8 protein-coding genes are annotated in these 15,298 nt (G+C 58.9%); 2 read left to right on the top strand and 6 right to left on the bottom strand.

Translation table 11 applies throughout. The annotated features are described in order from the left end of the window. Positions 1-17: 17 nt before the first annotated feature. Positions 18-5,102, bottom strand: coding sequence for an NEL-type E3 ubiquitin ligase domain-containing protein (locus H7995_RS00755; protein ID WP_185817824.1), 5,085 nt, complete (start codon positions 5,100-5,102; stop codon positions 18-20). A 392-nt stretch (positions 5,103-5,494) separates the two neighbouring features. Here H7995_RS00755 and H7995_RS00760 point away from each other — a divergent pair, with 392 nt between their 5' ends. After that, positions 5,495-6,418 carry an RHS repeat-associated core domain-containing protein gene (locus H7995_RS00760; RefSeq protein WP_185817825.1) on the top strand — a complete coding sequence of 308 codons (924 nt, stop codon included), beginning with the start codon at positions 5,495-5,497 and terminating at the stop codon, positions 6,416-6,418. A gap of 5 nt (positions 6,419-6,423) precedes the next feature. On the opposite strand, the gene H7995_RS00765 is transcribed toward H7995_RS00760, so the two are convergent. Continuing rightward, a complete protein-coding gene (locus tag H7995_RS00765; protein WP_166589875.1) occupies positions 6,424-6,729 on the bottom strand; it encodes a chaperone modulator CbpM in 306 nt (101 codons plus the stop codon). 39 nt (positions 6,730-6,768) lie between these two features. Further along, positions 6,769-7,710, bottom strand: coding sequence for a DnaJ C-terminal domain-containing protein (locus H7995_RS00770; protein WP_185817826.1), 942 nt, complete (start codon positions 7,708-7,710; stop codon positions 6,769-6,771). 292 nt (positions 7,711-8,002) lie between these two features. On the opposite strand from H7995_RS00770, the gene H7995_RS00775 reads away from it, so the two are divergent. Continuing rightward, complete coding sequence (locus H7995_RS00775; RefSeq protein ID WP_166589873.1) at positions 8,003-9,277, top strand: Hsp70 family protein; 1,275 nt, start codon at positions 8,003-8,005, stop codon at positions 9,275-9,277. A gap of 38 nt (positions 9,278-9,315) precedes the next feature. Here the strand turns inward: H7995_RS00775 and H7995_RS00780 are convergent, their stop codons facing one another. The 3 genes from H7995_RS00780 to H7995_RS00790 form a co-directional block, all read right to left on the bottom strand. Continuing rightward, on the bottom strand, positions 9,316-10,329 hold the full coding sequence (locus H7995_RS00780) for an AI-2E family transporter (RefSeq protein WP_095169528.1): 1,014 nt from the start codon (positions 10,327-10,329) through the stop codon (positions 9,316-9,318). A 118-nt stretch (positions 10,330-10,447) separates the two neighbouring features. After that, positions 10,448-10,753, bottom strand: coding sequence for a PsiF family protein (locus H7995_RS00785; protein WP_166589872.1), 306 nt, complete (start codon positions 10,751-10,753; stop codon positions 10,448-10,450). 133 nt (positions 10,754-10,886) lie between these two features. Next, positions 10,887-15,215, bottom strand: a complete 4,329-nt coding sequence (locus H7995_RS00790; RefSeq protein WP_244647549.1) for a dermonecrotic toxin domain-containing protein — start codon at positions 15,213-15,215, stop codon at positions 10,887-10,889. Between the last annotated feature and the right edge of the window lie 83 nt (positions 15,216-15,298).

The raw sequence follows: 15,298 nt of genomic DNA on the forward strand, positions 1-15,298 counted from the left end.
GGGGTTCGATCTATCCGTTATGCACCATTACCGCCCTCTTCCAGGCTGAGTATTTCCTCTGGCGTCAGCAGGTCGATAAGCCTTTGTTCGACAACCCTGGCCTCAGCGGCCAGGGCCTTGGACTGAGTGTTGTAGGCATCACTGGTCATCGTGGTCCGGGCGATGTCCAGTTGCTCCAGGCGTTCAAGGATTGATTCATAGGCCAGATCGAACCGGGAACGGTATTTTTCTTTCAGATACTGTGCCCAGAAATCACGGCGCGCGATCGATTCAATCTCGGCCTTCGAGTCCTTCAGGCTGTTCACATACTGCTCTGCTGCCTGCAGCTTGGCGCGAGGCACGTATTGCAAACCCGCGTATTCAGCCTTCGTAGGCTGGCCTGGTAGGTCAAGCCGGTCCCTGAGGTTGACCCGATAAGAAAGCCGCACTTCGATTTGATCCATCAACAACAGCTGGCGACCCTTTTCGTGCGTCGTTGTATCGGAACGGACTATCGTTTTGATGCGCTCGTTAATGTCCTTGAGCGCAAACGCTTCCACCTCATCCAGACGAAACAGGCCTTTGGCCAGTTTGAGCAATTGAAGACCTGCGCCGCTATCGCCTACGCGCGCCAGGGCCTTATGAGTCAGGACCTTGATTTCCAATTGGCTGAACATCAGCGCAGCACGATCACTGCAGGTTTCCGGCTCCCCCGCCAACTGGAACAGTTCACGACGCAGCACTGCGTTTTCTTCGGCCGCATCCAGCACCGCCCAAACCCGAGCCTTGAGATCTGGATAGGCTTTTTTGTACTCGGCCGTCGCATGCAATTTTTCCAGTAACCGGAAAAACTCCTCGCTTTCACTGACCGCCCTGCCCGCGTCCCCTGCGGCGGCTTCTCTGGCGAGGGCTTCGCTGTCGAGGAGTGCCCATTGCGTCCTTCTGGTATTGCGCTCCTGCGCCGGCGTATCACGCAACCAACGCTCTACACGCTGTGTCGATGGCGCCAGAGTGCCACCGGCAGCACCACGATCATCCGGGGCATCAGGGGGAACCGGCGCCAATCCGGCCTCATCGTTGTCCAGGTAGATACGCGCCAGAATCTCCCCATATTGCGCGATGCCTTGATCGGAAAGAGGATTTCCGTTCAGTTCAGTGACCCTCAATACCCGATTGATGGCCGCCGACTGTTGCGCAGGTGGATTCACCGCCCATTCGGGAAACGAGGTGAGCTGATTATCACGCAAATCGACCATGGTCAGACGGGGTTGATCGGCCAGCCCTACTGGCCATTGACTGATCCCGGTGCCCTGCAATCGAACCACGCCCAGTTCCGTCATCTGGCTTAGATCAGGCACTCGCGCCAACGGGTTGTGGTTTAGATTCAACTCTCTGAGCCCCTTCATCCGAGCCAGTGACAGCGCTTCATCGGTGGTTAACCTGAGGTCATTATTGGACAGGTCCAAATACACAAGGCTGGGCATTTCATCCAGTTGCGCGGGTATGTCTACAAGACGGTTGGCCTGCAGTTCCAAGCGTTGAACAAAGGGAAACGATTCAAGAAACTCATTGGGCGCCGCCATGAGGCCCATGTCACTGAGGTCCAGAAAATTCACATGACCAAAGTCCACCTCCAGAGCAGGCAGCGCCCCAATGGCTCGACCTCGCAGCGTCAGTTCATACCCCCGACGGACACCATAGCGCGAGTATTTGAGTGACTGTCTTTGCCAGCAACGCTTGAGCAATTCTGCGACCACTTGTTTTTCATGCTGCTCGACAGCTACAACACTGCCATTTGGCAAAACACGCGTGGACGGGGTCGACAGCCATTGCTGCGACCAACTCTGCAAACGTTGATACTCCGCCTCGAAATTGACCAGGTACAACTCTCGCTCAGCGCCCAACAACTCCAGAAAACCGTCAACCTGACCATCCGTGAAGTTGGGAAACAGCTTGAGCACTCTTGCCTCGTCCGATACCGGCGCGGGATTCAAACCCGCCCCGCGCCCGGACAGCGGATAACCCAGGCGACTATCGATCCAGCGCTGGGGCGCCCTGAATCCGGGATTGATCGGTTGCATCCCCAGTAACGACCGCAACTCACCGCGAGTGAGCAGGTGCTGCCTGATCAACGCTTTCAACGCGGGTCCTTGCCCCACATGAGGCAAGCCTATCGCTTCGCGCTGGATATCCGGCAAGGCATGCTGAAGCGCAGCATAAAGATCATCGGCTCCGTGCAAATGCCCATCATCCTGGTCACGAGCCTCGTACCGCCCCAGGTCATTGCGCACCAGCACCTTTCGGCTATCGGCATGCTCGGGACCGACACTGGCCCGCAGCGTTCCGCTGAACGAGCCGTCTCGAACCTCAATTCGCACATCATCCGACCAGCCCGGCAGTTTTTTCAGTGAGTTGAGTACCAGCGCCTCTGCGTCCGGCCCCACCAAATCGCCCAGGTAAAGCCCCTCGTAGGCTCGTGACAGGCGCACCTCGCGCTGGATCCAGCGCAGCTCTTCCGCCAGGCGCAGGGGGATGGGCTTGGTTTGCAGCTTGTCGGCAAAGTCCCATTTGGCCATTTGCTGAAGCTCACCCGGGCGGGCGTCGGCCAACAACTGTTCAATCACCCTCGCGGGTACGCTGGAAAAGCGCGACTTGATCAGACTGAGCCGTGGATCGCGGCTGGGGGGCCTGGCGTTGTAGATATCATTGAAGAACTCAACCTTATGGCTTTCGGCCAGCCGAGCGATGCGTCCGCGCGGGATCTCGACACGCTTCTCCAGAACATCCCGAGGGGCTCCAGGCTTTTGGCCAAGCACAACATCGGTTTCACTTTCAGTGAGACTTTCCAGGATGGTTTTCAGCAGTCGCCCCCCTCGAACCTGCGCATCATGGACCTGCACGATCCGCACCTTGCCCTGTACGCCCTGCGGATTGACGTACTCCCAGAGGGTCTTCGCCTGCCCATCAATAATCCGTATCGATACCGTCTCCGGCCACGCGCCGTACCGCGTCATGACATGCAGCTGATTGATCGAGTGATCGGTTGCAGAAGTGCTGGATGAGGCGTTCTGCATGTCGGTGATAAATGCCTCGACCTGCCTGTACGCGGCAAATCGAGTCATCGTATCGGCCAACATCGGTGCCGGTGGCTCGCTCTCGACGTGCATTCGACGCAAGACCCCCTCATCGGTGCCGCTGACATGGCGAATCTGTTCAAGCTCGGCGTCGCTGAACTCACGGACACCGTGCCCTATTCGTCGCATCAATTCACGGACCTCCCAGGTCCGAGGTTGCTCCACTTCATGGCGCCAGGCGCCGAAGCCGTTGTGGTTGAGTTCGGGCGCATAGGCATTTGCCCTGGCAGGATGCACGATCCGGTACTGGCCGCTGACAGGGTCTATTTTCACCCGGTAGTGCTTGTCGCCCAGGACCAGGAACGCCTGGCCATCGTGATGCAGCAAACCCAGTTCATTGGGCTTCAGAGCGGCCGGCAATGCTTCTGGGTGCTCGTAGGGTTTTAGATCGGGTTTCCACAACCGAGTCTCTCCATTCGCCAAGGTGACCTGTTTCATACTATCGATAATCGGCGAACGCTTGAGGGGGGCAATCGGCTCGGCCCCCTCAGGACCAACGGCTGCAAGCGACGCTAGCTGAGCGATGTTTTGTGCAACATCCATCAGATAGACAAAACCCTCATTCCTGTCGCCCTGCGCCAATGCCTCGACGCCTTCTACCAACTCATCGGTCAGTTGCGTCGCCATTACCGCCATCATCGCCACACCCAGGGGCGGGACAAACAACGCAACGACATTGAGGACCGCCAGCGCCGTACCGAGATAGCCCAGCAGTTTGTCATTACGCGCCTGCGCATCGGCATCTGCCGTGGACACTGCGACAAACGCTATATCGTTGAGGAGTTTGTTCAGTTGCTGATCGAACAGAAAAACCCACAGCGCCCATCGAACCGGCGTTTCCTCCATATGGATCCTGGCGTCAGGGTCAGGCGTTCTTACATAAATGTGGCTGTTGGGCTGCTGTTCAAGTGGCGACAGCCGATCATTCAACCGTCTGAAAAAACGCGCCTTGTCTTCCTGCCTGACAAACCGACTGAAAAACGCCTGATAGGCAGGGTCACGCAATCGCTCACGCAATTCGTTATAGAAATGCTGTGCCGAAGGGTATTCCTTGATTGGGCTGAACGGGTCATGAGGAATGTAGACAACCAGGCGCTGCACCGTCTCACTGCTGATGCGGTCCGGCCCAATGAGTACGACGCCGATCAACTCGGTATCCCCGAGCAGTTTCAACCCGTTGAATTGCACAGGCTTGCCATCCAGACTCAGGTCATCCGAGTGGTCCCGGACCCGGATAAGCAGACGATAAATACTTGAATCGGGAGTGACCCTGTCGATATCACCCTGCATTCGCGCAAGGTCGATGGCTGCACTGAACGCATGCTGCTGACTAAGCATGACCCTGGCCTTCAGGGCACTTTCAGACTCGGCCTCGGCGACACCCAGTGCGCTGTTGATATGCGCCTGATACTTGGCGCCCAGGTCCAACTCTCGACACAACGCGGCAAATTGTTCAACGGTAAAAGGCAACTTTCCTTGCGGTGAAACAAGCAACACACTGTTGCTACTGCGCGTTGTTCCATACGTGTCAGCTTCGTCAGCCTCGGTAAAGTTATGCAAAGCAGCATCCAGCAGACTGCTGGTTAATCGAATATCGTCGGCAAAAGGTTCGGGGTTCGAGACCGCGTAGGATAACAGCGTGTTATCAACATCCACCGAAACGTTGAACTTTTTCGCCATTGCAGCCGTCAGCAATGGCCGGGAAAAGGCCTTGATGTCCTTGAGGTCAACCAGCATCTGATCGAGCGCATTTTGCGAAGCGTAACTCTGCCGACTACTAAGCTTAAAAGCAGCCTGGTGATCCTGGGTTGCAATTTCATGCCGACGGGGCCGAGCCAGCCCGGCGTCGAGCAGCTCCCTGCGTCTTTGCGGTGTTGCCTCCAACAGCCAAGCAGGCAGTTTATTCTTTACAAAATCATAGTGAGGCCCTTTATCCTCAGCGAGCGCAACTGCCCCACCATTTGCTAACTGCTTATTTAATTCAGCCATCGTTTGATTCACTCAAATTACTTTCAAGAGCATCAAACTTACTAAAAAGACGAGCAGATAAATAAACCAAATAGCCGCAAATAAGCGCGCCAAACAAAGTACTAATCTTCGACTATCCGAATACCAAAAACACTTATATACCACCCGCCCGGATGCGCCGTGCAATGAGCCGGCAGATACCATTATCAATGGCGCAGTAATATTTCCTGTTCTGAGCTGATGCCCTGGCTGTATTGGCAGGTCGGGCACCATCGACGAGCGGTCCGTTTTGATCGGACGGGGGCATTTCAGTGGCAAGGGGGACGCCTTACTAGCAGTTCTGCTAGTTACCAGCGTTATACGTTATAGGTAAAGTTGATTAGCGTCGCACCTCTTCACAAGGAAGGCCGGTCATGACCCACTCTCGATCTGCCAGGAACGACGGCTCGCGCCAGGCCCGAACCCTGCTGCTGGCCGCCGACAACAAACACTCCATCATCGCTGAGATTACGCGGGATCGGACCACCCCTATCGCTTACTCCCCCTACGGCCAGCAGTCCGGACAACAGACAGTGACGACGGGGCTGGGTTTTAACGGCGAACTGCGCGAAGTGCAACTGCGCGGGTATTTGCTGGGCAATGGCTACCGCGCTTACAACCTGATTTTGATGCGTTTTCATAGTCCAGACAGTTGGAGCCCGTTTGGACGGGGCGGGTTGAATGCGTATACGTATTGCGTGGGGGACCCGGTGAATTTTTCGGATCCGACGGGGCATATTAAGTTGCCGGGACTTTTCCGCGGCCCCCGTACGTCACTGGCTAGGGCCTCCAGCACCTCTAGCGTAACCCCTTTAGTCCCCCGTACGCCTGAACCGGCTTCTACGGCTATTCCCCTCACCTCACCTGCCAACCAAATGCAAATGGGCATTAGCAATCCAAACTTCCCTGGCAGGGCGACGCGTCCAACTATGCCGCTATTGGCTAGAAAGCACTCGGGTGAAACCACTCGCAGCTTTCGTGATCACGCAATTCGGAGTGAAGCTCCTCCGCCGATTCCACCAAAGAGACAGTTACCCCGCTTTAATGATACCGGTGGGCAAGTAGGCATTCTTAGTCCCAACCAAAAACCAGGAGAACCTAGTAGTTCCCGTGAAATCTGGAAGAGCACCCCCTATGAACCTCCACTCGCACCCGTTCCGCCGCCGAGAACACTACCAAGTGGCGCCACCCGCGAATATTCCGTAACTTACGACCTCAGCGGTAACCCCACACAGCGCAGTGTGCAAAAAGCCAGTTTGTCGACGATTCAAGGCAAAATCAGAGCGCGAGGGGAATAAAACACTTACTCCACCACCAACCGCGCCAGGCGCTGCTTGAGCATCTGGTTCTCGGCGCGCAGTTGCTGCACTTCTTCGAGCAGGTCGAGCGCCAGGGCAACGCCCTCCCATTCCAGTTCCAGGTCGTGGCGCAGCTTGGCGGCGCGCTTGGCGACCGCCAGCTCATAGTCGTTGAACCGCCAGTCCTTGGGCTGTGCGCCCTGAGGTTCGAGGATGCCGTGCTCGACGATTTCGATCACGTAGACGTCCGATAGATCGGTCGCCTCACAGAATTGCGCCATGTCCAGTTGAACGATCAGGGGACTGCTCATTGTCAGTTACTCCAGGTTCTGGAACTCAAATGTTCTCGATCAGAAGTGCTCACGTGGGTTGAACGCGGCTTTTTTCGCCAGTTCCTGCCACAGCGCCTTGACCTCGTCGTCGCAGGTCTTGGGCATCACGGCCTTGAGCTGCACGAACAGGTACCCGCGCTCGCCGGCCTTGTTCAGCAGGCCATGGCCCTTGGCGCGCATGCGCTGGCCGTTCTGGCTGCCGGCCGGGACCTTGAGGTTGATCTTGCCGGTCAGGGTCGGCACCGCCACCTCGGCGCCCAAGGCCAGTTCCCACGGTGCCAGCGGCAGGGTGATGATCAGGTTCTCGCCTTCGACGTCGAATTTTGGGTGCGGCGCAAAACGAATCGTCAGGTACAGGTCGCCATTGGCGCCGCCACCGATCCCTGGCGCGCCCTGGCCTTTGAGGCGGATGCGCTCGCCGTCGGTCACGCCGGCGGGGATCTTCACGTTGAGGCTCTTGGCCGTGTTGCTGACGTGCTGGCCTGCCGCGTTGTACTGCGGCACCTGGAAGCTGATCTTCTTCGACTCGTTCGACAAGGTCTCTTCGAGAAAGACCGCCAGTTCCATTTCCACGTCCTGCCCTCGCCGACCGGCGCTGCGGCCAGACTGTGCACCACCGAAGCCTGGGCCACGGTTACCGAAGATCGAACTGAAGAAGTCCGAGAAGTCGCCGCTGTCCTGGGCACCGCCAAAACCGCCACGGCTCTGCCAGCCAGGAGGTCCCTGGAAGGGCTGGCCATGCTGGCCATAGCGGCGTAGATCGTCGTACTCGGCGCGCTTGTCGGCACTTTTCAGCGCTTCATAGGCTTCCGAGGCGTCCTTGAATTTGGCTTCGGCGTCCTTTTCCTTGCTGACGTCAGGGTGATATTTACGCGCCAGCTTGCGATAGGCGGCCTTGATCGTCTTGTCGTCAGCGGTCGGTTCAACACCGAGAATCTTGTAATAGTCTTTGAAGTCCATCGCGGGGATCACCATCCGTTATCGATATCGCGCCGTCTGCCAGCATGCACCATCAGGGCGCAGCGGGCTTGACCGATCTCAAGGTTGTGACCGGACAGCGCAGCAGAAGTTTATCGGCAGCCGGGCAGATCCGTTGATCGCGCAGTGGCTGCCAAGCCATGCCTGTAAGTTTGGGGAACAAGGATAGTCTTTCAAGGCGCTTAAAGCTGAGATTTAGCGGATAGTCGGCCTTCGATTCTGCGTCGCACTGACATACACTGCGCGGCCGTTTTTTAACCGGAACCAGAAAGACATGAAAAACGCATCTCCAGCTCGTGCCTGCGGTATCGACTTCGGCACGTCCAACTCCACTGTCGGCTGGCTGCGCCCTGGCATGGAAACGCTCATCGCGCTGGAGGACGACAAGATCACCCTGCCTTCGGTGGTGTTCTTCAACATCGAGGAACGCCGCCCGGTGTACGGTCGCCTGGCGCTGCACGAGTACCTGGAAGGCTACGAAGGGCGCCTGATGCGTTCGCTCAAGAGCCTCCTGGGCTCCAAGCTGATCAAGCACGACACCAGTGTCCTGGGCACGGCGATGCCGTTCAAGGACCTGCTGGGCCTGTTCATCGGCCAGTTGAAGCAACGCGCCGAGACCGCCGCCGGTCGGGAATTCGAAGAAGTGGTGCTGGGCCGGCCGGTGTTCTTCGTCGATGACGACCCGATGGCCGACAAGGAAGCCGAAGACACCCTGGTGGATGTGGCCCGCGCCATTGGCTTCAAGGAAGTGTCGTTCCAGTACGAGCCGATCGCGGCCGCCTTCGACTACGAGTCGACCATCGAGCGTGAAGAGCTGGTGCTGATTGTCGACATCGGCGGCGGTACCTCCGACTTCTCCCTGGTGCGCCTGTCACCCGAGCGTCGCGGCCTGAGCGAGCGCCAGGACGACATCCTCGCCACGGGCGGCGTGCACGTCGGCGGGACCGATTTCGACAAGCAACTGAGCCTGCAAGGCGTGATGCCGCTGTTCGGCTACGGCAGCCGGATGAAAAGCGGCGCCTACATGCCCACCAGCCAGCACATGAACCTGGCCACCTGGCACACCATCAACTCGGTGTACTCGCAAAAATCCCAGCTGGCCTTGGGCAGCATGCGCTACGACATCGAGGACACCGGTGGCATCGACCGCCTGTTCAAGCTGATCGAGCAACGCGCCGGGCACTGGCTGGCCATGGAAGTGGAAGAAACCAAGATCCAGCTGACCCATGCCGACAGCCGCCACGTGCCGCTGGACCGCATCGAGCCGGGGTTGAGCGTGGAACTGAGCCGGGCACTGTTCGAGTCCGCCATCGACGGCCTGCTGGAGCGCGTGCGCAACAGCGTCAGCCAACTGTTGCTGGACGCCAATGTCGGCGTCGACCAGGTGGACACGGTGTTCTTCACCGGCGGTTCGAGCGGGATTCCGGCCCTGCGCAACAGCGTCTCGGCCATGCTGCCGAACGCCCGCCATGTCGAAGGCAACATCTTCGGCAGCATCGGCAGCGGTCTGGCGATTGAAGCGGCCAAGCGTTACGGTTCGATGGATTGAGGCGGCAGCCTTCGCTGGCCAGCGAAGGCATCCACACCCTAGACCATCCCCGCCTGCTTCAACTCGCTCTTGAGGTACGCGTAGTAAATCGGCCCTGCCACCACCCCCGGCAGGCCGAACGCGGCTTCGAACACCAGCATCGCCAGGAGCAGCTCCCACGACTTGGCACTGATCTGCCCGCCGACGATCCGCGCGTTGAGGAAGTATTCCAGCTTGTGGATGAAAATCAGGTAGCCCAGCGCCGCCATCGCCACCCAGATCGACAGTGACAAGCCGACGATGGTGATCAGGGTGTTGGACATCAGGTTGCCAATCACCGGCAGCAAGCCCAGCAGGAAGGTCAGCACGATCAGGGTCTTGGTCAGCGGCAGGTGAATGCCGAACATCGGCAAGATCACCGCCAGGAAGATCCCGGTGAAGAACGTGTTGAGCAGGGAAATCTTGATCTGTGCAAAAACGATGTTGCGAAAGGCCTGGACCAGCAGGTGCAGGCGGTCGAACAGCGCAGCGGCCAGGGGTTTGCGTTTGGTCAGGTCAGGCACCCGTTGCAGGGCAATGATTGCCCCCAGCACCATGCCGATCAGCAAGGTGACGAACATGTGCGCCGCGTCCTTGCCCACCAGTTGCAGGTCGCTCAAATGTTTGCTCAGCCACTCACCGATGGCCACGCGGAACTCGGCGGCACTGGCCGGCAAATAGGCGTCGACGAACGGCGGTAACTGGCCGCGCGCCTTATCGACCACGCCCATGAATTTATCCAGTGACGCCCCGGGATTTTCCGCTTCATGCAGCAGAAAGCTGAAGGCGCCAGCAAAGATCAACGCCAGCACGCTGACCACCAGCGTACCCAGCAAGGCCACCGCCAACCAGCGCGCACGCCGTCCTTCGATCAGGCGTTGCAGTTGAGGGGTGAGCATGTTGACCAGTTCGTAGACCAGCAACCCGGCCAGCAGACTGGGCAACAACCGCAAGGGCAGGACCAGCAGCAAGCCACCAAAAATGATCACCCAACTGACTACCAGCAACACGTGACGCTGAGAAAACGTTGGCATACAGCCTCAAAACAAACGGCGTTAAAGGATTGGCAGTCTGCCAGCGTTCGGCCCTTGAAGCGAGCGGATGGCCGATATCGATCGGCACCGCTGGCTCCGGTACGGGTGGCTTGGAGGGTTACTTTTTCTTCAGGCAATCGCTCATGAACGTCTTGCGCGCCTCGCCGGTAAGGGCCTGGGTGGCGGCGGTGGCGTTGCAGGTTTTCATCTTCTCTTGCTGTGGGGTCAGGGCCTTGGCGTCATTGGCTGCCGGCTGCGCCTTGAGGCAATTGCTCATGAAGGCTTTGCGCTCGTCACCCTTGAGGGCCTTGGCGGTGGCGTCAGCGTTGCAGGTGGTCATTTTGTCCTGTTGCGCCGTGGCGGCAAACCCCTGGGAGCAGAGCAGCAGGCCGACCATCAACAACGGGATACGCAGCATCTTCATAGCGACTTCTCCTGGTTGCTGCGCCGGAAGGCGCAGCTTGAATGGCAGTGTAGACAACTGCTGTTACAGGTTCATCCAGGAGAAAAAAGTGTCAGGGGGCGATTAACCTGCCCTGCCCCGACTTCGTAGCTCGTTAGACAGGGCCAATCACATGTTCGTACTCCTCATGAGCCTTTACTCGGCGCTCAATAAGCTCGGCGCCATAGCGCTCGAAAGACACCGGCCGCCCGCCAGGCTCCCGATAGGTAGCACCCAGTGCCTTCAATGAGGTCCATTGGGCGTAAGACCCTTTCTGATGCAACTTCGCGACCTTGATTGCACGCAGGGTCGAGTCATCGCTGCCTCGCGCGGGTATCGCCGGGGGACCAGGTGGCGTGTCATGGATAAAGCTGTACTCGGCCACTGCCGGCCCGGGCTCCAAACTGATCACCGGATCGGGGTCAAAGTTGAAATAGCCTTCCTGGGCCAGGTGTGCCGCGGGAAGTTCGGGCCAGGAGTCAGCGACCACCAACTCGGCGGGCTTGCTCAGGTCACCGATGAGCACGTATTGATGGTCGAAGTCGCTGGCCCTGACGATATGCACCGCAGCCGTTCTGGGCTGGCTGGCCAGAATCGAAAAGGTCACCTTGGAGTTTTCCGAACAATTGCCGCCCATGATCTTGATGGCCGCCTGGGCGGCTTCGGCGATTGTCAGATCGGCGGTGGGCAGGCCGGTCTCCAGGTCGATCTTCCTGAGGTTTTTCAGCTTCGCGATGGCCGAACCACCTTTTTCCCAGATGCTTGGCCGCTGATTGCCGGAAAGGGGCAGCAGCTCCTTGCTGCGAGTGATGGTTCGTTGTGCCAACTGCAGATTGGCCAGGGTTGGCGCGCTGACTTCAATGACCTTGCCTGGCTGAGCTGGCCATTCAAATACCCGCGCGTAGCTGAACAGGTCAGCGGCGGTGTCCAACGATGCTCCCTCGGCCGTCGCCAACTGCGCCAGCGCATGGTACTCAGCTGCACGCCCGGTTTGATTCAGATAGCGCGCGGTCATGGCCAGTTCCCGCTGCGCAGCGGACAGTTCCCATTGTTGCTCGTTGAACGCATTGTCCAACAGGCTGGAAAACTGTTCAGGCGTCAACAGCTTGTTCAACTCGAGTAAAGACTCGACGCTTTGCCTGAGTCTTGCTGTGGCCAAGGGGCTTTCGCGCGCGTGGAAGAATGCCCACTCAAGCGTCACTAGCCCCCTCAACGAGTACTGTGCATCTATAACCCTCAATCCTTGATCGAAGGTGTCTGTACTCACTTGCCCGGCCTCGTCATAGGCAATACCCGCCCGCACCCTTAGACGCCCTTGAGTCCGCAGCACCGCCTCAGGCGTGTCCTCCACAGGAATGTCACCCGCCGCACCACCGCGCAGTCGCAGCAAGCGCGGGTCAATGGTCGGTGGTACGGGGGCCGGATGAGCGTCCAGGATGGCGGGCAGTTGCTCACGCTGCAGCAAGTGCTGACGCACCGCTTGTTTGAGTTGCTCAGTTTCGCCCCGGCCAATGTTCAAGCCCTTGAGCTCATCATTGGGCAATGCCTGCAGAATCGAGGCATAAAAATCAGTCCCCGCATGCAGGACCTGACCCTGCTCGTCGCAGACCTGAAAACGCCCATCGGCCAACGCCACGATTGTGCGCTTGAGCTTCGCATCCTGGTTGCCGATGCTGTCCACGATCCTGCCCTCCACGTCGTAGCGGCGGACCTGCAGTTGGATATCCGCTGGCCAGCCCGGGAGGTTCTCCAGGGAGTGCAGGACCAGCTTGTCGGTATCAAAACCCTCGACCGAGGTCAGGTAGATGCCTTCATAAGCGCGAGCGACCCTGACCTCGTCCAGCGCCACCTGAGCCAACCCCTTGAGTCGGGCTGGCAACCGCCCTTCACTGAGCGCTTGCAACTCCTGCGCGCTGGCAACATTCAATAGCTCCTGAGCGACACTGCCCGGCAGCCCCGGCACTTGTCGGCGCACGCTTTGCACCTGCGCCGGCCAACCCGCTTCGTTCAGGGTGTAGCGCCGTTCGAACAACGCCATGCGTTGCTCGCTTGCACGGCGCGCGAGCTCTGCCCGGAGGAGGCGAGCATTAGCCTCCCGGGTGCTCACCGAAGCGCCGAGTTCCTGCTCCATCAGGTGCTGGGTTTGGGCTTCATCCAGGTGCGACAACAAGGTCTGGAGCAGGTCGCCGTTGATCAAGCGGTCCTCGTAGATCCGCGTAGGCGCAACCGCAATCGAGCCGCTGTCCCAGAGCACTGTGGTGCCGTCGCGGGCAATCAACTGCAGTCGCCGCTCGCCCGTCAGCAGCCCGTCCAGCAGTTGCAGTTGCGTCAGGGGATCGGCTTGCAGGTAGTGCGCAGGCAGGTCACTGCCGATCTGTTCAATGAAGGTCTGTACCTGCTGATCAATCCGGAACCGGGTTGCCGTATCGCTGAGCAGCGGCAGTGGCGCCTCATTGTCCCGATAGGTGCGCCGCAAGGCTTCGACGGGTGAGCAACTGACCACGCGCATGTCGTCAAAGGACTCGTCCAGGCCTTCGACCAAGGGCCCCTGGCGGGCCATGAGGGTGTGTTCATCCCATTCCTGCGGCCGTTCGCCCTCGATCACGAACGCCCCGGCGCCATTGCTTTGCACTGTCGGCTGATAGGCATCCGCCCGGCCCGGGTGCGCGACCCGATGGCCAGCGGTCTGTGGATCCTTGACCAACTCGAAGTGGCGCGAATCGACGCGCAGGATCGACTTGCCCTGATGCGGGTGCAGCCACAGTTCATTGGGTTTGGAGTCTGGAGGCAGGATCAGGTTCTGTTGCTGGTAGGGTTCGAGGTTCTGCCCCCACAAGCGCTTCTGACCATCAGCCAGGGTCACCTGCCGGGATCCTTCGATCATGGGCGAAAGCCTGGCATAAAATTGTCCACCGATGACACCAGCCGCCCCGAAGGCCGCCAATTGCGCCAGGTTCTGGGCAACCCCCAGCAGATGATCGGAGGCCTCCAGGTACTGCCCCTCGCTCAAATCCACGACCCCTTCGACGACTTCGCTGGTCAATTGATAGGCGGTGTACGCCAGCATCAGTTCCCCGAAAAACGGCACGAAGGGCGCCACAACCATCAGCGCGACATTGAAAATATCGCCGAGCATTCTTTCCAGGTTGTCGATCGACGCCCAACGCGCCGCGCGGTCCGATTCGGCGGTAGAAACCACCACGTCCCGTGCATCGTTGAAAAATTTGTTCACCTGCTGCTGGCACAAGTACCGCCAGACGTTACCGCCATAACGATGTTCGTTGTCGTCCTTGAACGACACGACACCATAATGCAGGCGCGGGTGGTCTACCGGCGTCTCTCGCCAACTGGGCAGATCCTCACCCGGCGCCTTGAGGTGCCAGGTGACGTGGGTCAGGCGTTGATTGAGGTCGGCAAAGAAATACCCCCGTTGCCGGTGATCGACGAAGCGACTGAAAAACTGCTGATAACGTCGGTCTCGCAACTGGCGCGTCAATTCATTGAGCAGCTCCAGCGAGGAGGCATACTCCTTGACTGGGTGCTCTGGGTCATGGGGCACATAGGCAATCACCCGCTGGTCGAAGTGAGCAGGAACAATCAGCACGATGCCCCTCAAGCGCGTGTCCATCATGCTCAAGTGGTAATAATTGACGGCATTCGTGGACTGCGGTTGGTCGTTGATCAGGCCCTGAACCAAGCGATAGGCCTCAACACCCACATCACCCTTGACCCGCGCCAACTCCAGAGCAACAGACAGGGCGGCCTTCTGGCTGGCGATGACTCGGTACTCCAGTACGCCTTTGGCCAGACCGTCGGAGAGGTTCAGGTAATCATCGAGATAGGCCGCATACTTGGCCCCCAGGTCCAGCGCCCGACAAAGCGCCTGGAATTGCGCAATCGTTATCTTCTGGCGGGTGTCCTTGATGTGGAAACGCCCCCAGCTATCGGGCCGGGTTATAAAGTCGGACCCGGACAAATATTCTTGCGAACTTGAGAAGTTGTGCAGTGCCGCATCGAGCAACGAAATCGTACGACTGGTAGCCCCTTTGCCGAAGTCATAGGCCCAAGGCGAATGGCTCGCGGGTGAATACAGCTTCAGAAAAGTTTCCCTGACATTCTCTCGAACGCCGTATTGCGTGCTTAATGCCTCCATCAGCAGGGGCTCTGCAAATGCGTAGGGGTCTTTCAAGTCTGCGAACATCTTGTCGACCGCGTTCTGCGCCGACCAGTTCGCGGCCATCATGCGCTTGAGGACCAGGTGGTCGGCCGCCGAAACATCCTTTGTCCACTGCGGGAGAGGGGCGCGTGCGGCGCTCAATTCTTCCAGTCGCTGCGGCCTGGCTTTCGCCAGCCAGCCAGGGATGGCCTCTTTGATGAACGCGCGGTGCACGCTGGCCGGAGCCTCGGGCCCGGGTGAAGTCGTGGTGTGTGATGTCAGTTCCATCTGGCATTACCTGAGTTCTTGGCGTGATTGAAAGTCTGCGCTGAACAAAACAACAGGCGTGGCCGGCCAACCGGATAGCACCC

Source organism: Pseudomonas kielensis, assembly GCF_014236655.1.
Lineage (GTDB): Bacteria > Pseudomonadota > Gammaproteobacteria > Pseudomonadales > Pseudomonadaceae > Aquipseudomonas > Aquipseudomonas kielensis.